The sequence below is a fragment of the Mycobacterium intracellulare ATCC 13950 genome, assembly GCF_000277125.1.
Classification (GTDB): Bacteria; Actinomycetota; Actinomycetes; order Mycobacteriales; family Mycobacteriaceae; genus Mycobacterium; species Mycobacterium intracellulare.
Genome location: NC_016946.1, coordinates 1,650,751 through 1,673,981 on the forward strand (window position 1 = coordinate 1,650,751; position 23,231 = coordinate 1,673,981).

Below are 23,231 nucleotides of genomic sequence, written 5' to 3' on the forward strand. Positions count from 1 at the left end.
CACCTACTGAGCGGATGAAGGGGCGTCGACGAGCGACGCCAAACGGGTGGGGCGCTCGTGCCCGCGCAGGGTGACCGTTTCGCCCAATGACCAACGGGCCCGCTCGTCTTCGCTTGCGCCCTCGATGGCGTCGGCCGTCGCGAGCAGACGGTTGGTGTGTGACTTGGCGAGCTCGCACAGCCGCGCCGCCTCGTTGACCGGCTCCCCGATGACGGTGTATTCGAATCGTTCTTTGGCGCCGACATTTCCGGCGACGACCTGGCCCGCGGCCACGCCGATCCCGGCCTCGAGGTCGGACATCTCGTCCGCCAGGCGCTCGGCGATACACCGCGCGGCGGCCAGCGCCGCATCTTCGGGACTGTCCAGGCGGTTGGGCGCGCCGAAGATGGCCAGCGTCGCGTCGCCTTCGAATTTGTTGACCAGCCCGCAGTAGCGGTCGACCTCCTCGACGACGATCGCGAAGAAACGGTTCAGCACCGCAACGACTTCAGCCGGCGGCTGGCTCGTCACCAGCTGCGTCGACCCCACGATGTCGATGAAGACGACCGCGACGTGGCGTTCTTCGCCGCCCAGCTTCGGCCGTTCGCGTTCCGCGGCCAGCGCCACCTCACGCCCGACGTGGCGGCCGAAGAGGTCGCGGACGCGTTCCCGCTCCCGCAGGCCGTCGACCATCGTGTTGAAGCCGCGTTGCAGCTCACCGAGTTCGGTACCGTCGAACACCACGAGGTCCCCCCGCAGATCGCCGCGCTCGACGCGCGCCAGCGCCGCACGGACCACCCGCACCGGTGTCGCGGTGAGCCAGGCCAGGATCCACATCAGGACGCACCCGAAGATCAACGGAGCCATCGACACGATCAACACGGCCACCGCGAACTGCGTCTGGGTCAGATTGCGCAGCACGAGCTCGAACAGAGCGAGCATCATGATCCCGATGACGGGCACGGCCGAACCGAGGAACCAGACGACCATCGTGCGGCCCATGATGCCCGCCGCGAACCGTCGTGGCGGTGGACCGGCCTCGAGCGCCTGGGCGGCGACGGGCCGCAGCGCGAACTCCGCGAGCAGGTAACTAGCGGTGGCGACCACCACCCCGCCAAAGCTCACGACGAGCAGGAATCGCGGAATGAAGAGCGTGTTGACCATGCCGTACAGCGTCGTCAGCAGTATCGTCCCGACGCCCCACAAGACGAGGTCGACGAGGGCGATGCGCCACGGCGCGACAAAGGTGTTGCGCTCGTCCTCTGGAGTCGGCTCGCGCTCTTCGATCGCCCAGCGCAGGGCGATCACGGTCCGGCGGGTGATCCAGTACGTGCCCCACGCCGAGGCCGCCACGATGTAGGCCGGGGAGGCACCGAACGTGATCCACGCCGGCGCGTCGTCGAACACGCTCGGCACCGGGATGGCGACCGTCACCAAAAACAGCGCGACGGCGATGCCGATCAGGTTCGCGCCCAGCACCAGCACCGTCATGATGATCTGGATGCGCACCCGGCGGCGGCCCTGGCTTTCCGACACCCGACCGAGCAGCAGGGAGCCGTACGCCGGCGTCTCTGGCAGACGGCCGCTCTGACGGGTGACGCGCTCGAGCACCCGGCCTATTCGTTGTGCCAAGGACGTGTTGGCCGACATGGTGGCGTCAGCCTAATTTGTCGGCCACGCTCTAAGGTGAGTCGGGTGCGTCTAGTGATCGCTCAATGCACCGTGGACTACGTCGGCCGGCTCACCGCGCACCTGCCCTCCGCGCGCAGGCTGTTGCTGTTCAAGGCCGACGGATCGGTCAGTGTGCACGCCGACGACCGCGCCTACAAACCGCTGAATTGGATGAGCCCGCCGTGCTGGCTGAGCGAGCAGGCCGGTGACCCCCCGGTGTGGGTTGTCGAAAACAAGGCGGGCGAACAACTGCGCATCACCGTCGAGGAGATCGAACACGACTCCAGCCACGATCTCGGCGTGGACCCGGGGCTGGTCAAGGACGGCGTCGAAGCGCACCTGCAGGCGCTGCTCGCCGAGCACGTCCAGCTGCTCGGCGAGGGGTACACGCTGGTGCGTCGCGAGTACATGACCGCCATCGGCCCCGTCGATCTGCTGTGCCGCGACGAACGCGGCGGCTCGGTGGCGGTGGAGATCAAGCGGCGCGGCGAGATCGACGGCGTCGAGCAGCTCACCCGCTACCTCGAGCTGCTCAACCGGGACAGCCTGCTGGCGCCGGTGCAAGGGGTCTTCGCGGCGCAGCAGATCAAGCCGCAGGCGCGCACCCTGGCCGTCGATCGCGGGATCCGTTGTGTGACATTGGATTACGACAAGATGCGGGGCATGGACAACGACGAGTACCGGCTGTTCTGAAGCCCGTCACTAGACTGATCGCATGCCTCGGCGCCGCCCACCGCCACGCAGGCAGCGGCCGTCGGCGCCGCTGCTGCGCCGAGTGGAGGTCGGGCCCGACGGACACGAGTACGAGGTCCGTCCCGTTGCAGCGGCCCGAGCGGTCAAGACCTATCGCTGCCCGGGCTGTGATCACGAAATCCGCTCCGGCTCAGCTCATTTGGTGGTGTGGCCGATCGATTCGGTGTCCGGGACAGGCGCGGGTCACGTCGAGGACCGCCGGCATTGGCACACGCCGTGCTGGGCGCACCGCGCCACCCGCGGTCCCACCAGGAAGTGGTCTTGACTACCGGCTTTCAGGCGGCCGGTTCGACGAGCTCGATCAGCACTCCGCCGCCGTCCTTGGGGTGGATGAAGTTGATCCGGGAGTTTGCCGTGCCGCGCCGGGGCGCGTCGTAGATCAACCGCACGCCTTGCTCGCGGAGCCGCTCGACCATGGCGTCGAGGTCGCTGACCCGAACGGCCATCTGCTGAATGCCCGGCCCGCGCTTGTCGAGGAACTTCGCGATCGTCGAGGACTCGTCGATCGGGGCCATCAACTGGATCTGCGCGGTGCCCGCCGGGGCGCCCCGCACCGCCAGCATGGCTTCGCGGATTCCCTGCTCCTCGTTGACTTCCTCGTGCACCAGGATCATGCCGAGGTGGTCGTGGTACCAGTCGATGGCGGCGTCCAGGTCGGCGACTGCGATGCCGACGTGATCGATCGCCGTCACCAGTGAGGTGGCCAGGATCTGACGGGCGTCAACTTGATCGGTCGTCATCACATAACGGTAACCTGGCGGCAAAGATTGCGCTTCTCCGGGAGTCCGAATCGGCCGTCGGGGGAGCGCCCAGCAGGCCTTAGGAGAGAGTCATGACGACGTCGGTGATCGTTGCTGGAGCGCGCACACCCATCGGCAAGCTGATGGGTTCGCTGAAGGATTTCTCGGGCAGCGATCTGGGCGCCATCGCGATCGCCGGCGCGCTGGAGAAGGCCTTCCCAAATGTTCAAGAGCCGGGTTCGTTGGTCGACTACGTGATCATGGGCCAGGTGTTGACGGCCGGGGCGGGCCAGATGCCCGCACGCCAGGCGGCCGTGGCCGCCGGCATCGGCTGGGACGTTCCGGCGCTGACCATCAACAAGATGTGCCTGTCCGGAATCGACTCCATCGCGCTGGCCGACCAGCTCATTCGCGCCGGGGAGTTCGACGTGGTGGTCGCCGGCGGCCAGGAGTCCATGTCCAAGGCGCCGCACCTGCTGATGGACAGCCGCTCGGGCTACAAGTACGGCGACGTCACGGTCCTCGACCACATGGCCTACGACGGCCTGCATGACGTGTTCACCGACCAGCCCATGGGCGCGCTCACCGAACAGCGCAACGACGTCGACAAGTTCACCCGCCAGGAGCAGGACGAGTTCGCTGCCGGGTCGCATCAGAAGGCGGCCGCGGCGTGGAAGGACGGCGTCTTCACCGACGAGGTGGTGCCGGTCAACATCCCGCAACGCAAGGGTGATCCGCTGCAGTTCACCGAGGACGAAGGCATCCGCGCCAACACCACGGCCGAGTCGCTGGCCGGCCTCAAGCCGGCGTTTCGCCGCGATGGCACCATCACCGCCGGTTCGGCCTCCCAGATCTCCGATGGCGCCGCCGCGGTGGTGGTGATGAGCAAGGCCAAAGCGCAGGAGCTGGGGCTGAGCTGGCTGGCCGAGATCGGCGCGCACGGGGTGGTGGCCGGTCCGGACTCCACCCTGCAGTCGCAGCCCGCCAACGCGATCAAGAAGGCCATCAGCCGCGAGGGCATCTCCGTCGACCAGCTCGATGTCGTGGAGATCAACGAGGCGTTTGCCGCGGTCGCGCTGGCCTCGACCCGCGAACTCGGCGTGAATCCCGACATCGTCAACGTCAACGGCGGCGCGATCGCGGTCGGGCATCCCATCGGCATGTCGGGAGCGCGCATCACGCTGCATGCGGCCCTGGAATTGGCGCGGCGGGGGTCCGGATACGCCGTCGCGGCGCTCTGCGGGGCCGGAGGGCAGGGCGACGCCCTGGTTCTGCGGGCGGGTTAGCCAGGGATCGCCGCTCCCCGCGACGTTGCTGGCGCCGTGCGGCGGCAAGAATTTTGTGATCTTCGTCATACGGGCCGATCACGCCCCTTTTTGAGGGGATTTTCGGCCCCGTCCCGGCCGTGCCCGAGCGGCGCCGCCACCGGGTGGATCGGTAGCCCGCGCGCATGACAAACTTGACGGCGTGACGCGTCCGCGACCTTCCATCGGCCCCGCGCTGACCGGTGCTGTCGATCTGTCCGGTCTCAAGCAGCGCGCCCAGTCGCCCGGCGCCGCTCCGGGAGGGCCCACGTCCCCGACCCCCGAGGGGGGTGGCATCACCGCGGTCACCGAGGCCAACTTCGAGGCCGAGGTTCTGCTGCGGTCCGAGGAAGTGCCGGTCGTCGTGCTGCTGTGGTCGCCGCGCAGCGACGCGTGCGTCCAGCTTCTCGACACGCTGTCCGGGCTGTCCGGCCAGGACAACGGCAAGTGGTCGCTGACCTCCGTCAATGTCGATGTCGCGCCCAGGGTCGCCCAGATCTTCGGCGTCGACGCCGTCCCCACCGTGGTGGCCTTGGCGGCCGGGCAGCCGATCTCGAGTTTCCAAGGCGTGCAGCCGGCCGAGCAACTGCGCGGCTGGCTGGACCAAATCCTCTCCGCGACCGCCGGGAAGCTTAGGGGCGCAACGGGTTCCGCGGAACCCGACGTCGTCGACCCCGAGCTGGCCGCGGCGCGCCAGCAGCTGGAGGACGGTGACTTCGAGGCCGCCAAGGCGTCCTATCAGTCGATCCTGGATGCCAACCCGGCCAGCGCGGAGGCCAAGGGCGCGATCCGCCAGATCGAGTTCCTGACGCGCGCGACCGCCCAGCGCCCGGACGCCGTCGCGGTCGCCGACGCGGCGCCGACCGACATCGAAGCCGCCCTCGCGGCCGCCGACGTGCAGATCCTCAACCAAGAGGTCGCCGCCGCGTTCGAGCGACTGATCGCCTTGGTGCGCAGCACATCCGGCGATGATCGCGCGTTGGTGCGCACCCGCCTGGTGGAGCTGTTCGAACTGTTCGACCCGGCCGATCCCGAGGTCGTCGTCGGGCGACGAAACCTCGCCAACGCGCTGTACTGACGCGAAATCGGCTCACGAACGTCGAGTTGTTGGCGCCAACAGCGCCGAAATCGCGCAACTAGTCCACGTTCGGCGATGGGGTTAAGGGCCCCTACTCCGGTTCCAGCCACAGCGCCGACGTGGGCGGCAACACCAGCACCGCCGAGGCCGGGCGCCCGTGCCATGGGTCCTCGGTGGCATCGACACCGCCCATGTTCCCGACCCCCGAACCGTTGTAGACGGTGGCGTCGGTGTTGAGCACCTCGCGCCATCGGCCCGCCGACGGCAGGCCCAGCCGGTAGCCGCCGTGCTCGGCACCGGCGAAATTGAACACGCACGCCATCACCGAGCCGTCCTTGCCGTAACGCAGGAAGCTCAAGACGTTGTTGCCCGAGTCGTTGGCGTCGATCCAGGAGTAGCCGTCGGGCACGGTGTCTTGGCTCCACAGCGCCGGGTGGCTGCGGTAGATGTTGTTGATGTCGCGCACCATGCGCAGGACGCCGTTGGAGAATCCCTGCTCGTCGAGCTGCCACCAATCCAGACCGCGCTCTTCGGACCACTCGGCGCGCTGGCCGAATTCCTGGCCCATGAACAGCAATTGCTTGCCCGGGTGCGCCCACTGGTAGGCGAGCAGGCTGCGCAGGCCGGCGGCCTTGACGTGATTGTTGCCCGGCATGCGTCCCCACAGCGTTCCCTTGCCGTGGACCACCTCGTCATGGCTGATCGGCAGCACGTAGTTCTCGCTGAACGCATAAAGCATCGAGAACGTCATCTCGTGGTGGTGATAGCTCCGATAGATCGGATCGCGGCTGATGTAGTCGAGCGTGTCATGCATCCAGCCCATGTTCCACTTCATTGAAAAGCCCAGGCCGCCAAGGTTTGTCGGCCGGGTGACCCCGGGCCAGGAGGTCGACTCCTCGGCGATGGTGACGATGCCCGGGGCGCTCTTGTGCGCCGTGGCGTTCATCTCCTGCAGGAACTGGACCGCCTCCAAGTTCTCCCGCCCGCCGTAGATGTTCGGCGTCCAGCCGCCTTCGGGGCGGGAGTAATCCAAGTACAGCATCGACGCGACCGCGTCCACACGTAGTCCATCGATGTGAAATTCCTCGAGCCAGAACAAGGCGTTGGCCACCAGGAAGTTGCGTACCTCACGGCGACCGAAGTCGAAAACGTAGGTGCCCCAGTCGAGTTGCTCACCGCGTTGCGGGTCGGAATGTTCGTAAAGCGGGGTGCCGTCGAAGCGGGCCAGCGCCCACGCGTCCTTCGGGAAGTGTGCCGGCACCCAGTCCACCAGCACGCCGATACCGGCCTGGTGCAGGGCGTCGACCAGGGCCCGGAATTCGTCCGGGGTGCCGAACCGGGACGTCGGGGCGTAGTACGACGTCACCTGGTATCCCCAGGATCCGGCGAAGGGATGTTCGGCGACCGGGAGCAGCTCGACGTGGGTGAATCCGTGCTCCACAACGTAATCCGTCAGCTCGCGGGCCAACTGGCGGTAGTTGAGCCCGGGTCGCCATGAACCCAGGTGAACCTCGTAGGTGCTCATCGGCTCGAACACCGGGTTGCGCCCGGCGCGTTGCGTCATCCAGTCCGCGTCTTCCCAGGTGTACTTGCTGCGCGTCACCCGGGAGGCCGTGTGCGGCGGCACCTCGGTGGCGAAGGCCATGGGGTCGGCGCGTTCGGTGACCACTCCGTCGGCGCCATGAACGCGAAACTTGTACAGCCCCTCCAGCGGGAAGCCGGGCCAGAACAGCTCCCACACGCCCGAGGAGCCCAACACCCGCATCGGGGCGTCGTTGCCGGTCCAGCCGTTGAACTCGCCGATCAGGCTGACGCCCTTGGCGTTGGGCGCCCACACCGCGAACGACACCCCGGTGACCACGCCGTCGGCCGTCGTGAACGAGCGAGGATGCGCGCCAAGGACTTCCCAGAGGCGCTCGTGGCGCCCTTCGGCGAACAGATGAAGGTCGACCTCGCCGAGGGTGGGCAGGAAACGGTAGGCGTCGGCGACGACGTAGGGGTCGGCGCCCTCGTAGGTGATCTGGAGCCGATAGTCGATCAGGTTGGTGAACGGCAGCGCCACGGCGAACAGCCCGGACTCGACGTGCTGCATCGGGAATCGGTCGTCGCCGACGATCGCGACGACCTCGACCGCGTGGGGCCGGTACGCCCGAATGACGGTGTGGTCGCCGTATTCGTGGGCCCCCAGCACGCCGTGCGGGTTGTGGTGCGTGCCGGCGACCAGGCGCGACAGGTCGGCGGGGTCGGGCGCCAGGTGCGTCCGAGCGAGTTGGTCGGCTTGGCTCATGTCCCTTTCGCCTCCGGTCCGTTTCATGTCTGGTGTCAATGCCTGCGCAGCAGCGTCATTCGAGCGTCATGCGGTACGCGCGGCATGTTGATGATGTGCGCGACCGCCTGCCCGGGATCGATGCGAACGTAATTGGCTTGTCCCCATTGGAATTCCTGGCCGGTGATCTCGTCGCGCACCCAAAAGCGCTCGTAGGGCTCCATACCCAGTGCGGCCATATCCAAAAACAGGGTCGCTTCCTCGGGGCCGAAGGCGTTGAGCGTCACCACCACCAACACGCAGTCGCCGGTGGCCGGGTCGAACTTGCTGTAGGCGAGCAGCGCGTCGTTGTCGACGCTGTGGAAATGGATGGTGCGCAGCTGCTCGAGGGCCGGGTGGAGTCGGCGAATCGCGTTGAGCTGCGTGATGAATGGCTCAAGCGAGCGTCCCTCGGCGAGCGCACCCGCGAAATCGCGAGGCCGCAACTCGTACTTCTCGGAGTCCAGGTACTCCTCGCTGCCTTCGCGCACCGCGCGATGCTCGAACAGCTCGTATCCCGAATACACGCCCCAGGCCGGTCCCATCGTCGCGGCCAGCACCGCACGGATGGCGAACATCCCGGGCCCGTTGTGCTGCAAGATGGCGTGCAGGATGTCGGGGGTGTTGACGAACAGGTTGGGCCGGCGAAAGTCGGCCAAAGCGGCGATCTCGTTACCGAATTCGGTCAGCTCCCACTTCGCCGTGCGCCAGGTGAAGTAGCTGTACGACTGCGTGAAGCCCAGTTTGGCCAGCCCGTACTGGCGGGCCGGCGGCGTGAAGGCCTCGGAGAGAAACAGCACGTCGGGGTCGATGGCCTTGACCGCGGCGATCAACCACGCCCAGAAGTCCGGCGGCTTGGTGTGCGGGTTGTCGACGCGAAAGACCTTGACGCCGTGGTCCATCCAGTGCCGGACCACGCGCAGCACCTCGTCGTAGAGGCCGGCCGGGTCGTTGTCGAAGTTGATCGGATAGATGTCCTGGTACTTCTTGGGCGGGTTCTCCGCGTAGGCGATGGTGCCGTCGGGCAATTCGGTGAACCAGTTGCGGTGGTTACGCGCCCAGGGATGGTCCGGCGCGCATTGCAGCGCCAGGTCCAGCGCCACCTCCATGCCCAATTCGCGTGTCGCGGCGACGAACGCGTCGAAGTCCTCGATGGTGCCCAAATCCGGGTGGACGGCGTCATGGCCTCCCTCATCGCTGCCGATCGCCCAGGGAGAACCCACATCTGTCGGAGCGGCGGTGGGGGAGTTGTTGCGCCCCTTGCGATGTATCTTGCCGATCGGATGGATCGGCGGCAGGTAGACGACGTCGAACCCCATCGCCGCGATGCGCCCGAGCGCGGCGGTTGCGGTGGCGAATGTGCCGTGCACGGGGTTGCCGTCGGCGTCCCATCCGCCGGTCGAGCGGGGAAACATCTCATACCAGGAGCCGAACCGGGCCAACGGCCGGTCCACCCAGACGCTGTACTGCTCGCCGCGCGTGACGAAGTCGCGAAGCGGGTGCTCCGCCAGGATTTCCTCGATCTCCGGCCCGAGCGCCAGCGCCGTTCGGGTGACCGGGTCCCCGGGGGTGCGCAGCGCCGCGGCGGCGGCCAGCAGCGGTTCGCGCCGGGCGCGCGGCACCTCACTCGCGGCGCGTTCGAACAACCCGGCGCCTACCAGAAGATCGTTGGACAGTTCCTTCTCGCCCTGACCGGCGTCCAGTTTGGCGACCAGCCCGTGCCGCCAGGTGTGGATCGGATCGCCCCACCCCTCGACGCGGAAGGTCCACAGCCCCACCTGGTCGGGGGTGAACTGGCCGTGGAACACATAGGGTTCCAGACCCATCGTCATCGGCAGCGCCAGCGGCTTGACCTTTTGCTGGTCGACCTTGCCGTCGCGATCGGTCACCGGCTTTGCCGCAGCCTGAACCGCTTTGACCCGCCGGGTCTCGGTGACTTGCGGATAGCCCGGCCCGAGGTAGCGCACGACCAGGGTTGCGGCCACCGCTTCGTGGCCTTCCCGCCACACCGCGGCGCTGACCGGCACGACCTCGCCGACCACGGCTTTCGCGGGAAACGCGCCACAGGAAACGACCGGCTGGACGTTATCGATCTCGACACGACCGGGCACCACCACTCCGTTCCGATTTTCCCGCTTCCTCCGCGCCCCGCGCCGCGGGCCGCATCGTCACCGGGAGCGATCCAGATTGTGTGCGGCCAGTCCGGGGTGTGCTCCGCGCGGAACGCCGCTCGTCGGGAAACTTCCTGTCGTGGGGAACTTTCTGTGCGGGGAAGCATCGTTGCGACCCCGATAACTAACCGATACCCACCCTAGTCTTCGGTCACACCCCGCCACGGAAAGCGAACGAAAAGCGGTCTTTCGCGCCGCCGTGCGCGGGCCGGAATCCTCAGTAAGGTAGGGACGCGTGAAAGCCCTCCGCCGGTTTACCGTCCGTGCTCACCTTCCCGAGCGTTTGACCGCGCTGGACCAGCTCTCGACCAACTTGCGATGGTCATGGGACACGCCGACCCAGGACCTTTTCGCGAGCATCGACCCGGACCTGTGGCAGCGATGCGGCTGCGATCCGGTGGCGTTGCTGGGGGCGGTCAAGCCGGCGCGACTCGACGAATTGGCGATCGACGAGACCTTCCTTCGCCGGCTCGACGAGCTGACCGCCGAATTGAACGATTACCTCAACCGCCCGCTGTGGTACCAGCAACAGCAGGACCACGGCGCCGAGATGCCGGCCGCCATCGCCTACTTCTCGATGGAGTTCGGCATCGCCGAGGTGCTGCCCAACTACTCCGGCGGCTTGGGCATCCTCGCCGGTGACCACCTGAAGTCCGCATCCGATCTGGGCGTGCCGTTGGTCGCGGTGGGGCTCTACTACCGGTCCGGCTACTTCCGGCAGTCGCTGACCGCCGACGGGTGGCAGCACGAGAACTACCCGTCGCTGGACCCGCAGGGGCTGCCGTTGCGGTTGCTGACCGATGCCACCGGCGACCCCGCCCTGGTTGAGCTGATGCTGCCGGACTCCGCGCAGCTGCACGCCCGGATCTGGGTCGCGCAGGTGGGCAGGGTCCCGCTGCTCCTGCTCGATTCCGACGTCCCCGAGAACGAGCACGATCTGCGGGGTGTCACCGACCGCCTGTACGGCGGCGATCAGGAACACCGGATGAGGCAGGAGATCCTGGCCGGCATCGGCGGCGTGCGGGCGATCCGCGCCTACACCGCCATCCACGGCCTGCCCGCGCCGGAGGTGTTCCACATGAACGAGGGGCACGCCGGGTTCCTGGGCGCGGAGCGCATTCGCGAGCTGATGACGGGCGCGGCGTTGGACTTCGACACCGCGCTGGCGGTCGTGCGCTCGAGCACCGTGTTCACCACCCACACCCCGGTGCCCGCGGGCATCGACCGTTTCCCCATCGACATGGTGCGGCTGTACTTCGACGACCATCTGGCCGACGAATCGGCATCCGGCGGCGACGGCACGGCGGCCGACGCGACGAGCGCGCCGGTGTTGCTGCCGGGGGTGCCGACGGCGCGCATCCTGGCGCTCGGCGCCGAGGACGACCCGACGAAATTCAACATGGCGCACATGGGTCTGCGCCTGGCCCAGCGGGCCAACGGGGTCTCGTCGCTGCACGGCCGGGTGAGCCGGGCGATGTTCAACGAGCTGTGGCCCGGATTCGACCCCGGGGAGGTGCCGATCGGGTCGATCACCAACGGGGTGCACGCGCGCACCTGGGCGGCGCCGCAGTGGCTGCAGCTGGGCTACGAGCTGGCCGGGTCGGATTCGTTCAGCGATCCGGGCGTGTGGTTGCGCCTGCAGCAGGTCGATGCGGGTCACCTGTGGTGGATTCGTTCGCAATTGAGGTCCCTGCTGGTCGACGACGTGCGGCGCCGGCTGCGGCGGTCGTGGTTGGAACGCGGCGCCTCGGACGCCGAATTGGGTTGGATAGCAACAGCTTTCGATCCGGAAGTGCTGACCATCGGGTTCGCCCGGCGGGTGCCGACGTACAAGCGGTTGACGCTGATGCTGCACGATCCGGATCGGCTGGAGCAGCTGCTGCTGGACAGCGAACGGCCGATCCAGCTGATCGTCGCCGGTAAGTCGCACCCGGCGGACGACGGCGGCAAGGCCTTGATCCAGCAGGTGGTGCGATTTGCCGACCGGCCGCAGGTGCGCCACCGCATCGCGTTCTTGCCCGACTACGACATGTCCATGGCCCGGCTGCTCTATTGGGGCTGCGACGTCTGGTTGAACAACCCGCTGCGCCCGTTGGAGGCCTGCGGCACCTCGGGAATGAAGAGCGCACTCAACGGCGGGCTGAACCTGTCCATCCGCGATGGCTGGTGGGATGAATGGTACGACGGCGAAAACGGTTGGGAGATACCGTCTGCCGACGGCGTGGCCGACGCGGAGCGCCGCGACGACCTGGAATCCAGCGCGCTGTATCGGCTGCTGGAAGAAGCCGTGGCACCGAAGTTCTACGAGCGTGACCAGCACGGGGTACCGCCGCGCTGGATCGAAATGGTGCGCCACACCCTGCAGACGCTCGGCCCGAAGGTCCTGGCTTCCCGCATGGTGCGCGACTACGTCGAGCAGTACTACACGCCCGCGGCGCAATCGCTGCGCAAGACGCTCGCGCCCGCCGACGGCGGCGGCGAGTTCGGCGCCGCCCGCGAGCTGGCCGCCTATCGCCGGCGCGCCTACGAGGCCTGGCCGAAGATCGTGATCACCGACGTCGACAGCACCGGCCTGCCGGACAGCCCGGTGCTCGGCTCGAAGCTCACCCTGACCGCCACCGTGCAGCTGGCCGGGCTGGCGCCCGACGAGGTCACGGTCCAGGCGGTGGTCGGCCGCGTCGACGCCGGCGATGCGCTGCTGGAGCCGATTACCGTCGAGATGTCGTACACCGGCACCGCCGAGGGCGGCAACCAGGTGTTCTCGACGACCACGCCGCTGCCGCTGGCGGGATCGGTGGGATACACCGTGCGCGTGCTGCCCCGCCATCCGATGCTGGCCGCCAGCAACGAGCTCGGTCTGGTCACCCTGGCCCGGTAGCCGGAACGCTCAGGCGGACAGGCCTTCTTGCGAGTCCTCCGCTGTCCGCAGCCGCTGCAGCGCCTCACGCACCTGCGCCCCGTTGGTGGTCTGCCAGAACGGCGGCAGCGAGGCCCGCAGGTAGCCGCCGTAGCCGGCGGTGACCATGCGCGAGTCGAGCACCGCGACCACCCCGCGGTCGGTCACGCGGCGCAACAGCCGGCCGGAGCCCTGCGCCAGCAGCAGCGCCGCGTGGCTGGCCGCGACGGCCATGAAGCCGTTGCCGCCGCGCGCGGCGACCGCCCGCTGGCGCGCCCCCAGCAGGGGGTCGTCGGGGCGGGGGAACGGGATGCGGTCGATCAGCACCAGCGACAGCGACGGCCCGGGCACATCGACGCCCTGCCACAGCGACAGGGTGCCGAACAGCGAGGTCTGCGGGTCGGCGCTGAACTGCTCGACCAGCGCCGACGTGCTGTCGTCGCCCTGGCACAACACCGGTGTCGACAGCCGTTCGCGCATGGCCTCGGCGGCCGCGCGGGCCGCCCGCATCGACGAGAACAGGCCCAGGGTGCGCCCGTCGGCGGCGGTGATGAGCTCGGCGATCTCGGCCAGCTGCTCGGCCGAGCCGACGCCGTCGCGCCCGGGCGGCGGCAGGTGCGCGGCCACGTACAGGATGCCGGCCTTGGCGTGCTGAAACGGCGAGCCGACGTCGAGGCCGCGCCAGCGTGCGTCGCCGCCGTCGTCGCTCGTGGGAGCGGTCAGGCCCCACGCCGCGGCCATGGCGTCGAAGGAGCCGCCGATCGTCAGCGTCGCCGACGTCAACACCACGGTCGAACGCGAGAACACGCGTTGGCGCAGTAGCCCGGCGACCGAGAGCGGGGCCACCCGCAACACCGGGCGCGGTGCACCCCGGTTCTCCTCGTGTTCCAGCCACACCACGTCGGTGCGGTCGGGGATGGCCGGCCCGAACGAGGCGAGCACCCGCGACGCCGTCTCCGAAATCTCGCTGAGCGCGGCGACCGCTTCGGCGCGGGCCGCCGCCGCCTTGGCGTCGTTCGTGGTGTCGATCGCCGAACGCGCCGCGGTGGCGACGTCGCGCAGCGCGGTCAGGTACGTCGCCAGGTCCTCGTCGAGGCGGTCGATGCGCCCCGGCGTGCCGTCGTGGATCGCCGCCGCGAAGTTGGCGGTCGTCGCGTCGAGGCGCTGGACCAGTTCCGGGCTCACCAACCGGCTGATCCGCCGCGAGGCGACCCCGAGCGCGGCCGACGTCAACTCCGCGGTGGCCACGGACGTCACCCGGTCCACCAACTCGTGCGCCTCGTCGACCACCAGCAGCGCGTGCTCGGGCAGCACCGCGGATTCGGCGACCGCGTCGATGGCCAGCAGCGCGTGGTTGGTGACCACGACGTCGGCACGGCCGGCCAGGCCCCTGGCCCGCTCGGAGAAGCACTCGGTGCCGAACGGGCAGCGGGCCACCCCGAGGCATTCCCGCGCGGAAACGCTGACCTGAGACCAGGACCGGTCGGGCACGCCCGGCTTCAAATCGTCGCGGTCACCGGATTCGGTGGTCGACGCCCACTCGGTGAGCCGTTGCACGTCGCGGCCCAGGGCGCTGACCGCCATGGGGTTGAAGAGTTCCTCTTGCGGCCGCCCGTCGACGTCGTCACCGTCGGCCGCCCCGCCGTTGTGGATCTTGTTGAGACACAGATAGTTTCGTCGGCCTTTGAGCAGCGCGAACTGCGGGCGGCGCGGCAGCGCGTCGGCCAGCGCATCGATGAGCCGGGGCAGATCGCGATCGACGAGCTGGCGTTGCAGCGCGATGGTGGCCGTCGACACGACGACGGGGGAGTCGTCGTCCAGGGCGTGCACGATCGCGGGCACCAGATAGGCGAGCGACTTGCCGGTGCCGGTGCCGGCCTGTACGACGAGGTGTTCGTCGGTGGCGAAGGCCCGCGCCACCGCGTCGGCCATCTCCTGTTGGCCGCTGCGTTCACTGCCGCCGAGCGCGGCCACGGCGGTGGCCAGCAGCTCGTGCACGGACACGTCGGACGTGGTCACTCCCTTGCTCAGGCGCGGATCTGCGTCGTCGTGACCGCGGGTTCGCCGTGCGACAGGTTCAGCCCCTCCCACGGCAGACTGCGCAGCCCGGAAGCTACCAGCTCGCGCGCCGCGGCGAGGTTCGGTTTGGACACCAGCTCCCCGCCGCGGACCAGCGGGACGGTCAACACCCGGGCCGGTTCATCGACGTCGGGCTGACGACCGGCTGGGTACAGGATCTCCTCGGTGATGGTGCCGGAGCTGCGCGCGGTGCGCAGTGCCTCTTTGTGTCCGCCGTGGGATTCCTTGTGGCTGCTGCGCTTCTGCACCGGCAGGCCGTCCACTTCGACGAGCTTGTACACCATGTTCGCGGTGGGTGCGCCCGAGCCGGTCACCAGCGACGTGCCGACGCCGTAACTGTCCACCGGCTCGGCTGCCAATGCGGCGATGGAGAACTCGTCGAGGTCACCGGAGACCACGATGCGGGTCCCGGTGGCGCCCAGGTCGTCGAGCTGCTGGCGCACCTGGCGGGCCAGCACGCCCAGCTCGCCGGAGTCGATGCGCACGGCACCGAGCCCGGTGCCGGCGGCGGCCACCGCGTTGGCCACGCCGGCCGTCACGTCGTAGGTGTCCACCAGCAGGGTGGTGTCGACGCCGAGCGCCTCGACCTGCGCCCGAAAGGCCGCCAATTCGGTCGACTCCGCGGGGGTGTCGGCGCGCGCGTGCAGCATGGTGAACGCGTGCGCGGAGGTGCCCTCGGCCGGTATTCCGTAGCAGCGCTGAGCCTCCAGATTGGAGGACGCGGCGAAGCCGGCGATGTAGGCGGCGCGGGCCGCGGCGACCGCCGCCTGTTCGTGGGTTCGCCGTGACCCCATCTCGATCAGCGGTCGTCCCCTGGCCGCACTCACCATCCGCGCGGCGGCCGACGCGACCGCGGTGTCGTGATTGAAAATCGACAGCGCCAGCGTTTCGAGCACCACGCACTCGGCGAACGTCCCGCTCACCGACAGCACCGGGGATCCGGGGAAGTACAGCTCACCCTCGGCGTAGCCGTCGATATCGCCGCCGAACCGAAAATCGCGCAAGTACCGCAACGTATCTGGATCGAGGAATTGCCCGAGCGACCGGCAGGCCTCGTCATCGAAGGTGAACTGCGGCAGCGCCTCGAGCAGCCGGCCGGTTCCGGCGACCACGCCGTAACGGCGTCCCTCGGGAAGACGGCGCGCAAAAAGCTCGAAGGTGGTGCGGCGATTGGCGCTGCCGTCCCGCAGCGCCGCCGCCAGCATCGTCAACTCGTACTTGTCGGTCAGCAGCCCGGTGACGACCGAGTCGTTCATTCCATAACGGTATCGGCTGCCCCGCGGGCTCGGAAACGTCGTGCATCCCTCGGTATCGTGTAGGCCATGGTTGTTATGTCAGCGCCCACTAAGCCGGGCACTACAGGACAACGCGAGTCCGCGCCGGTCGAGGTCACGGCGAGTCCCTGGGTCACGATCGTCTGGGATGACCCGGTCAACTTGATGACGTACGTGACATACGTGTTCCAGAAGTTGTTCGGCTACAGCGAGCCGCATGCCACCAAACTGATGCTGCAGGTGCACAACGAAGGAAAGGCCGTGGTGTCCGCCGGTAGCCGGGAGTCCATGGAAGCCGATGTGTCCAAGCTGCACGCCGCCGGTTTGTGGGCGACGCTGCAGCAGGACCGCTGACGATCGAGGCGCTGGCGATTCCCTGTGCGCAAATGGAAGCGCGTCGAGACCGCGGACGGTCCCCGTTTCCGGTCGGCCCTGGCGTCCCATGAGGCGGCACTGCTGAAGAACCTCGCCACCGCGATGATCGGTTTACTCGACGAGCGTGAATCCTCTTCGCCGGCAGACGAACTCGAAGAAATCACCGGCATCAAGACCGGCAACGCCGAACCGCCCAAAGACCCCACCCTGCGCCGGCTGCTGCCGGACTTCTACCGAAACGACGACCAGGACACCGCGCCTGCAGATTCCGCGGACAGCCTGAACGCCGCGCTGCGCAGCCTGCACGAGCCGGGCATCGTCGACGCCAAACGCGTTGCGGCACAGCGGTTGCTGAGCACGGTCCCCGAGGACGGCGGCCGGTTCGAGCTGAGCGAGGAAGACGCGAACTGTTGGATCGGGGCGGTCAACGACATCCGGCTGACGTTGGGCGTCATGCTCGAGGTCGGACCCGAGGGCCCCGAGCGGCTGCCGGCCGATCATCCGCTGGCCGTGCACTTCGACGTCTACCAGTGGCTGACGGTCCTGCAGGAGTACCTGGTGTTGGTGCTGATGGGGTCCCGGTGACCGCGTTGGGCGCGATCACCGACGTCGGAGGGATCCGCGTCGGCCACTACCAGCGATTGGACCCCGACGCCTCGTTGGGCGCGGGCTGGGCCTGCGGCGTCACCGTGGTGCTCCCGCCCCCGGGGACCGTCGGTGCGGTCGATTGCCGCGGCGGGGCGCCCGGAACCCGCGAGACCGATCTGCTCGACCCCGCCAACACGGTGCGGTTCGTGGACGCGGTGCTGCTCGCCGGGGGCAGCGCCTACGGCCTAGCGGCCGCCGACGGCGTCATGCGCTGGCTGGAAGAACAGGAACGCGGCGTGGCGATAGCTGGGGGCGTGGTGCCCATCGTGCCGGCAGCGGTGATCTTCGATCTGCCGGTCGGCGGCTGGCAGTGCCGCCCGACGGACGAGTTTGGCTACCTGGCCTGCGCCGCCGCCGTGCAAGAAGGTGCGGCGATGGGCGTGGGCAACGTCGGCGCCGGGGTGGGGGCCCGGGCCGGGGCGCTCAAGGGCGGCGTCGGGACCGCCTCGACGGCGCTGCCGAGCGGTGTGACCGTCGGCGCGCTGGCCGTGGTGAACGCCGCGGGCGAGGTCGCCGACCGGGCGACCGGGTTGCCGTGGATGGCCGACTTGGCCCACGAGTTCGGACTCTCTCCGCCGCCGCCCGAGCAGATCGGCGCCTTCGCCCGGCTGCCGTCCCCGTCGGACCCGCTGGAGGAACCGCTCAACACCGTCATCGCGGTGGTGGCCACCGACGCCGCCCTGAGTCCGGCGGCGTGCCGTCGGGTGGCCATCTCGGCCCACGACGGCCTGGCCCGCAGCATCCGGCCGGCCCACACGCCGGTCGACGGGGACGCGGTGTTCGTCCTGGCCACCGGGGCGGTCGAGGTCGAGCCCCCGTCGCCCAGTTCAAAGCCGGTGCCGGCCGCGTTCTCCCCCGAGACGCGGCTGGTCACCGAGGTCGGCATCGCGGCGGCCGATTGCCTGGCGCGAGCGGTGCTGGGCGGGGTGCTGGCCGCCGACTCGATCGCCGGGATCCCGAGCTACCGCGACGTGCTGCCCGGCGCACTCGGCCGATGAGGAATCCGCCCGCCGCGCCGGTAGCCTGGACGATGCCGGAAACGCGCTGGAAGGGCAGCTATGGGTAAGACCGCTCCGAGGGCACCCGCCGCCCAGGAGAAGAAGCGGTCCACGCCGATGGTGGGCGCCGCGACGATCCTCACCTTCGTCGTGTTGCTCTACTTCGTCGAGCTGATCGACCAGATGACCCGGCATTCGCTCGACGCCAACGGCATCCGGCCCCTAGAGCTCGACGGCCTGTGGGGCATCGTCTTCTCCCCGCTCTTGCACGCGAGCTGGGAACACCTGATGGCCAACACGGTGCCGCTGCTCGTGCTGGGTTTCCTCATGACGCTGGCGGGGCTGTCCCGGTTCGTGTGGGCGACCGCAATCGTGTGGATCCTCGGTGGTTTGGGCACCTGGCTCATCGGCGACGTCGGCAGCAGCTGCGGCCCCACCGACCACATCGGGGCTTCCGGCCTGATTTTCGGCTGGCTGGCCTTCTTGCTGGTGTTCGGGATATTCGTGCGCCGGGTGTCCAACATCGTCATCGGGCTGGTCGTGATGTTCGCCTACGGCGGCGTCCTGCTCGGCGCCATGCCGGTGCTCGGACTCTGCGGGGGCGTGTCCTGGCAAGCGCATCTGTGCGGGGCGGTCGCCGGTGTCGTGGCCGCCTATTGGTTGTCCGCCCCGGAACGCAAGGCCCGGTCGAAAAGGACGGCCGGCACCGCGTCGCCGCGCTGGAAGACATGAGCGAACCACTGGCGCCCGTCGGGGTCTTCGACTCCGGCGTCGGAGGGCTCACCGTCGCGCGGGCGATCATCGATCAGCTGCCCGACGAGGACATCATCTACGTCGGCGACACCGGCCACGGGCCCTACGGCCCGCTGACGATCCCCGACGTTCGGGCGCACGCGTTGGCCATCGGCGACGACCTCGTGGGCCGCGGCGTCAAGGCGTTGGTCATCGCCTGCAACACGGCATCCGCGGCCTGCCTGCGCGACGCCCGCGAACGCTACGACGTGCCCGTCGTCGAGGTGATCCTGCCCGCGGTGCGCCGCGCGGTCGCGACCACCCGCAACGGACGGATTGGCGTCATCGGCACCCAGGCGACCATCAACTCGCATGCCTATCAGGACGCGTTCGCGGCCGCCCGCGACACCGAGATCACCGCGGTGGCCTGCCCGCGGTTCGTCGACTTCGTCGAGCGCGGCGTGACCAGCGGGCGTCAGGTGCTCGGGTTGGCCGAGGGCTACCTGGAGCCGCTGCAGCGCGCGCAGGTGGACACGCTGGTGCTCGGATGCACGCACTACCCGTTGTTGTCGGGACTCATTCAACTGGCCATGGGTGAGCACGTGACGCTGGTGTCCAGCGCGGAGGAGACCGCCAAAGAGGTGCTGCGGGTGCTCACCGAGCGAGACCTGCTTCGCCCGCATGATGCGCCGCCCGCGACTCGCGTCTTCGAAGCCACCGGCGACCCCGACGCATTCACCAGACTGGCGGCGCGATTCCTCGGTCCCGCCGTGTCCGGAGTTCAGCCCGTTCATCAGGTGCGCGTTGATTGACGACCGGGCGAGATTCTCGTCACACCAAAGCGGCCATGTTTTCGTCATGGCCCTGTCGGGCATGGCACAGTAGTGTCCGTGCGAATAACCGTGCTCGGCTGCTCGGGCAGCGTGGTGGGTCCGGATTCGCCTGCGTCGGGTTATCTGCTCCGGGCACCGGACACTCCGCCATTGGTCATCGACTTCGGCGGGGGTGTTCTCGGCGCACTGCAGCGCTATGCCGACCCCGGTTCCGTGCACGTGCTGTTGTCGCACTTACACGCCGACCACTGCTTGGATTTGCCCGGACTGTTTGTATGGCGGCGCTATCACCCGACGCGCCCGCTCGGCAAGGCGTTGCTGTACGGCCCCGGCGACACCTGGTCGCGGCTGGGCGCGGCGTCCTCACCCTACGGCGGCGAGATCGACGACTGCTCGGACATCTTCGACGTTCGTCACTGGGTCGACGGCGAGCCGGTGACGATCGGTGAGCTGACGGTGACGCCGCGGGTGGTGGCCCACCCGACCGAGTCCTACGGCTTGCGGATCACCGATTCCTCCGGCGCGTCGTTTGTCTACAGCGGTGACACCGGTGTCTGCGATCAGCTCGTCGAGCTGGCCCGCGGCGCCGACGTTTTTCTCTGCGAGGCGTCTTGGACGCATTCGGCGGACCGGCCGCCCGCGCTGCATCTGTCGGGGACCGAGGCTGGCCGGGCCGCGGCCGAGGCCGGCGTTCACGAATTGCTGCTGACGCACATCCCGCCGTGGACCTCGCGGGAGGACGTGATCAGCGAGGCCAAGGCCGAGTTCGATGGTCCCGTGCATGCGGTGGTGTGCGGTGAGACGTTCGATATCCGCCGCTCCGAGAGGGTCTGACACTCCACGTTAGGGTTGCGTCGTGACGAGACGAGAAGACGGCCGCCTTGACGACGAGCTTCGGCCCGTCGTCATCACCCGCGGTTTCACTGACCACCCCGCCGGTTCGGTGCTGATCGAATTCGGCCACACCAAGGTCATGTGCACCGCCAGCGTGACCGAGGGTGTGCCGCGCTGGCGCAAGGGTTCGGGTCTGGGGTGGCTGACGGCGGAGTACGCGATGTTGCCGTCGGCGACCCACACGCGCTCCGACCGCGAATCGGTGAAGGGGCGGCTGTCGGGGCGCACCCAGGAGATCAGCCGGCTGATCGGACGCTCGCTGCGGGCATGCATCGACCTGGCGGCGTTGGGGGAGAACACAATTGCCGTCGATTGTGACGTGTTGCAGGCCGACGGGGGAACCCGCACCGCGGCCATCACGGGCGCATTCGTGGCGCTCGCCGATGCGGTGACGTATCTCGGGGCGGCGGGCAAGCTGTCGGATCCGCGCCCGTTGTCGTGCGCCATCGCGGCGGTCAGCGTCGGAGTGGTCGACGGCAGGGTCCGGGTGGACCTGCCCTATGAGGAGGACGCCCGCGCCGAGGTGGACATGAACGTCGTCGCCACCGACACCGGCACCCTCGTCGAGGTTCAGGGAACCGGTGAGGGCGCGACCTTCCCGCGTTCGACGCTGGACAAGCTGCTCGACGTGGCGCTGGCCGCCTGCGACAAGTTGTTCGCCGCCCAGCGCGAGGCGTTGGCGCAGCCATACCCCGGTGAGCTCCCCGAGGGGGCTCCGGCGCCGAAGGCGTTCGGCAGCTGACCGTGCCTGATGGTGACGACCCGCCGCGCTTGCACTCGTCACGCTTGCTGGTCGCCAGCCGCAACCCGAAGAAGCTGGCCGAGCTGCGCCGGGTGCTCGACGCCGCCGGCCTGACGGGCTTGACGTTGGTGTCGCTCGACGACGTCGCCCCGTTCGAGGAAGCGCCGGAGACGGGCGCGACCTTCGAGGAGAACGCGTTGGCCAAGGCGCGCGACGCGTTCACCGCGAGCGGGTTGCCAAGCGTGGCAGACGATTCCGGACTAGAGGTGGCCGCGCTCAACGGCATGCCGGGGGTGCTGTCGGCGCGCTGGTCGGGCAGCCACGGCGACGACGCCGGCAACACCGCCTTGTTGCTGGCGCAAATGCGCGACGTGCCCGACGAACGGCGCGGCGCGGCGTTCGTGTCCGCCTGCGCGCTGGTGTCGGGGGCGGGCGAGGTCGTCGTCCGGGGCGAATGGCCCGGCAGCATCGCCCGGGAACCGCGCGGCCATGGCGGTTTCGGGTATGACCCCGTGTTCGTGCCCAACGGGTACGAGCGCACGGCGGCCGAGCTCAGCCCGAGCGAGAAGGACGCGGTCTCGCATCGCGGTCGCGCGCTGCAACTGCTGTTGCCGTCGCTTGAAACGCTGGCCCGGTCCGGGGGCTGAATCCCCGGCGCGAGGCATTGGCAACATTCGTCACACCAGTCGCGGCGCGGGGTGATAGGCGAAATGCCCACCTCCTAGCGACAACCCGTCGTGCGCGCGCGTTGTCGCTAGGAGGTGGGCATTGCGGGTCCCGTCCCCGGCAGGGACGGGTGTGGCGGATGTGGCTTACAAGCCGAATCGGGCTTTGACGTCCCGGGTTTGGAAGTGCTCGACGATGATCCCCAACAGCGGGATCGTCCCCGACAACAGCACACCGACCGTCTTGCCGATCGGCCAGCGCACCTTGATCGCCAGGTTGAACGCGGTCAACACGTAGATGAAATACACCCAGCCGTGGACCACTTCGATCCACCGGATCTCGTGGTCGAACGCCAGGTGCGAGACGATCTCGTAGCACAGCGCGATGAGCCACAGACCCGTCGTCCAGGCCATGATCCGGTAGCCGAGCAAGGCGGTGCGGATCTTGTCGACGGGCACGGCGGGCACTGCCCCGCCCGGGGTCTCCGGTGTGGTCATGCGGTTGTCCTCTTTTGTTTTTCGGCGTCCTGCGCGGCCAGCTCGGCCAAGTATTTGTTGTACTCCCGCAGCGCCGGGTCATCGGGTGCCTGCGGCGGGGGCGTGGGCCGGTCGGGCAGCAGACCGGCGGGGATCTCCGTCACGGCCTCGGTGCTGCGCGGCGGGGGTGGTTCCTCTTCGTAGCGCACGAATTTGCGGTAGGCGTACACGCAGAACCACGCGAACAGCGGCCACTGCAACGCATAGCCGAGGTTCTGAAACGAGCCGGAGACCGATTGGAACCTGGTCCACTGCCACCAGCCCAGGGCCAGGCAGCCGCACGCCGCGATGATCACCAAAGCGATCAGCGCGGGTCTGCGACGGTGTGTAGTGGACACCCCTTGACCGTACCGCGCGTCAATGCGCGCCCGTCGCGGGCAAGTTGGACATATCGCAGGCGATACGATTGCCGGGCGCGCGGGCGTGGCGAAATTGGCAGACGCGATGGTTTTAGGTGCCATTGCTCGAAAGAGCTTGAGGGTTCGAGTCCCTCCGCCCGCACTGGTCAACATTCGAAATGAAATCTTCAGCGGGCTAAGCGTCAAACCCGTCCTGGG

General features: G+C 68.6%; 21 protein-coding genes and 1 tRNA gene. 14 read left to right on the forward strand and 8 right to left on the reverse strand.

Annotation, left to right across the window (positions count from 1 at the left end; translation table 11 throughout):
- Positions 1–3 precede the first annotated feature (3 nt).
- Positions 4–1,629: an adenylate/guanylate cyclase domain-containing protein gene (locus OCU_RS32930; RefSeq protein WP_014379597.1), complete on the reverse strand. Its 1,626-nt coding sequence runs from the start codon at positions 1,627–1,629 to the stop codon at positions 4–6.
- A 45-nt stretch (positions 1,630–1,674) separates the two neighbouring features.
- On the opposite strand from OCU_RS32930, the gene nucS reads away from it, so the two are divergent.
- On the forward strand, positions 1,675–2,343 hold the full coding sequence (nucS, locus tag OCU_RS32935) for an endonuclease NucS (protein WP_008254859.1): 669 nt from the start codon (positions 1,675–1,677) through the stop codon (positions 2,341–2,343).
- Between the two features lie 22 nt (positions 2,344–2,365).
- The gene (locus OCU_RS50300) at positions 2,366–2,668 is read left to right on the forward strand and encodes a hypothetical protein (protein WP_080552542.1); all 303 of its coding nucleotides are present in this window, start codon (positions 2,366–2,368) and stop codon (positions 2,666–2,668) included.
- A 10-nt stretch (positions 2,669–2,678) separates the two neighbouring features.
- On the opposite strand, the gene mce is transcribed toward OCU_RS50300, so the two are convergent.
- Positions 2,679–3,146 carry a methylmalonyl-CoA epimerase gene (gene mce, locus OCU_RS32940; protein WP_014379600.1) on the reverse strand — a complete coding sequence of 156 codons (468 nt, stop codon included), beginning with the start codon at positions 3,144–3,146 and terminating at the stop codon, positions 2,679–2,681.
- An 89-nt stretch (positions 3,147–3,235) separates the two neighbouring features.
- On the opposite strand from mce, the gene OCU_RS32945 reads away from it, so the two are divergent.
- Together OCU_RS32945 and OCU_RS32950 are read left to right on the forward strand one after the other, a co-directional pair.
- On the forward strand, positions 3,236–4,429 hold the full coding sequence (locus tag OCU_RS32945; protein ID WP_008254863.1) for an acetyl-CoA C-acetyltransferase: 1,194 nt from the start codon (positions 3,236–3,238) through the stop codon (positions 4,427–4,429).
- Between the two features lie 181 nt (positions 4,430–4,610).
- A complete protein-coding gene (locus OCU_RS32950) occupies positions 4,611–5,525 on the forward strand; it encodes a tetratricopeptide repeat protein (protein ID WP_009955332.1) in 915 nt (304 codons plus the stop codon).
- A 91-nt stretch (positions 5,526–5,616) separates the two neighbouring features.
- On the opposite strand, the gene glgB is transcribed toward OCU_RS32950, so the two are convergent.
- Complete coding sequence (gene glgB / locus OCU_RS32955; RefSeq protein WP_009955333.1) at positions 5,617–7,812, reverse strand: 1,4-alpha-glucan branching protein GlgB; 2,196 nt, start codon at positions 7,810–7,812, stop codon at positions 5,617–5,619.
- 35 nt (positions 7,813–7,847) lie between these two features.
- The gene (locus OCU_RS32960) at positions 7,848–9,941 is read right to left on the reverse strand and encodes an alpha-1,4-glucan--maltose-1-phosphate maltosyltransferase (protein ID WP_201368228.1); all 2,094 of its coding nucleotides are present in this window, start codon (positions 9,939–9,941) and stop codon (positions 7,848–7,850) included.
- Positions 9,942–10,236: 295 nt separating this feature from the next.
- On the opposite strand from OCU_RS32960, the gene glgP reads away from it, so the two are divergent.
- Positions 10,237–12,879, forward strand: a complete 2,643-nt coding sequence (gene glgP / locus OCU_RS32965; RefSeq protein ID WP_009955335.1) for an alpha-glucan family phosphorylase — start codon at positions 10,237–10,239, stop codon at positions 12,877–12,879.
- Positions 12,880–12,888: 9 nt separating this feature from the next.
- Here the strand turns inward: glgP and OCU_RS32970 are convergent, their stop codons facing one another.
- Together OCU_RS32970 and OCU_RS32975 are read right to left on the reverse strand one after the other, a co-directional pair.
- Positions 12,889–14,916: an ATP-dependent DNA helicase gene (locus OCU_RS32970; RefSeq protein WP_014379603.1), complete on the reverse strand. Its 2,028-nt coding sequence runs from the start codon at positions 14,914–14,916 to the stop codon at positions 12,889–12,891.
- Positions 14,917–14,924: 8 nt separating this feature from the next.
- Positions 14,925–16,232 (reverse strand): nicotinate phosphoribosyltransferase, encoded by a 1,308-nt coding sequence (locus tag OCU_RS32975; RefSeq protein WP_014379604.1) that lies wholly within the window; start codon positions 16,230–16,232, stop codon positions 14,925–14,927.
- Positions 16,233–16,298: 66 nt separating this feature from the next.
- Between OCU_RS32975 and clpS the strand changes: the two genes are divergently transcribed.
- The 8 genes from clpS to rdgB all read left to right on the forward strand — a co-directional run bounded on the left by clpS (position 16,299) and on the right by rdgB (position 22,119).
- Complete coding sequence (gene clpS, locus OCU_RS32980) at positions 16,299–16,604, forward strand: ATP-dependent Clp protease adapter ClpS (protein ID WP_026071508.1); 306 nt, start codon at positions 16,299–16,301, stop codon at positions 16,602–16,604.
- Between the two features lie 24 nt (positions 16,605–16,628).
- Positions 16,629–17,210, forward strand: coding sequence for an oxidative stress transcriptional regulator AosR (aosR, locus tag OCU_RS32985; RefSeq protein WP_009952845.1), 582 nt, complete (start codon positions 16,629–16,631; stop codon positions 17,208–17,210).
- Positions 17,211–17,215: 5 nt separating this feature from the next.
- Positions 17,216–18,271, forward strand: a complete 1,056-nt coding sequence (locus OCU_RS32990; RefSeq protein ID WP_029384210.1) for a P1 family peptidase — start codon at positions 17,216–17,218, stop codon at positions 18,269–18,271.
- Between the two features lie 60 nt (positions 18,272–18,331).
- Complete coding sequence (locus OCU_RS32995) at positions 18,332–19,003, forward strand: rhomboid family intramembrane serine protease (protein ID WP_029384212.1); 672 nt, start codon at positions 18,332–18,334, stop codon at positions 19,001–19,003.
- Positions 19,000–19,815, forward strand: a complete 816-nt coding sequence (gene murI / locus OCU_RS33000) for a glutamate racemase (RefSeq protein WP_009952848.1) — start codon at positions 19,000–19,002, stop codon at positions 19,813–19,815. Before OCU_RS32995 ends, murI begins: the two co-directional genes overlap by 4 nt.
- 72 nt (positions 19,816–19,887) lie before the next feature.
- The gene (locus tag OCU_RS33005; protein WP_008254889.1) at positions 19,888–20,670 is read left to right on the forward strand and encodes a cyclic nucleotide-degrading phosphodiesterase; all 783 of its coding nucleotides are present in this window, start codon (positions 19,888–19,890) and stop codon (positions 20,668–20,670) included.
- A 22-nt stretch (positions 20,671–20,692) separates the two neighbouring features.
- On the forward strand, positions 20,693–21,472 hold the full coding sequence (gene rph / locus OCU_RS33010) for a ribonuclease PH (protein ID WP_008254891.1): 780 nt from the start codon (positions 20,693–20,695) through the stop codon (positions 21,470–21,472).
- 29 nt (positions 21,473–21,501) lie between these two features.
- Positions 21,502–22,119, forward strand: a complete 618-nt coding sequence (gene rdgB / locus OCU_RS33015) for an RdgB/HAM1 family non-canonical purine NTP pyrophosphatase (RefSeq protein WP_029384214.1) — start codon at positions 21,502–21,504, stop codon at positions 22,117–22,119.
- A gap of 165 nt (positions 22,120–22,284) precedes the next feature.
- Here rdgB and OCU_RS33020 read toward each other — a convergent pair whose 3' ends face one another.
- Together OCU_RS33020 and OCU_RS33025 are read right to left on the reverse strand one after the other, a co-directional pair.
- Positions 22,285–22,635 carry a DUF3817 domain-containing protein gene (locus tag OCU_RS33020; RefSeq protein WP_009952852.1) on the reverse strand — a complete coding sequence of 117 codons (351 nt, stop codon included), beginning with the start codon at positions 22,633–22,635 and terminating at the stop codon, positions 22,285–22,287.
- Positions 22,632–23,012, reverse strand: a complete 381-nt coding sequence (locus tag OCU_RS33025) for a hypothetical protein (protein ID WP_026071506.1) — start codon at positions 23,010–23,012, stop codon at positions 22,632–22,634. The genes OCU_RS33020 and OCU_RS33025 overlap by 4 nt, the downstream gene beginning before the upstream one ends.
- Positions 23,013–23,091: 79 nt before the next feature.
- Between OCU_RS33025 and OCU_RS33030 the strand changes: the two genes are divergently transcribed.
- Positions 23,092–23,175 (forward strand) — tRNA-Leu (locus OCU_RS33030).
- The last annotated feature ends 56 nt before the right edge of the window (positions 23,176–23,231 follow it).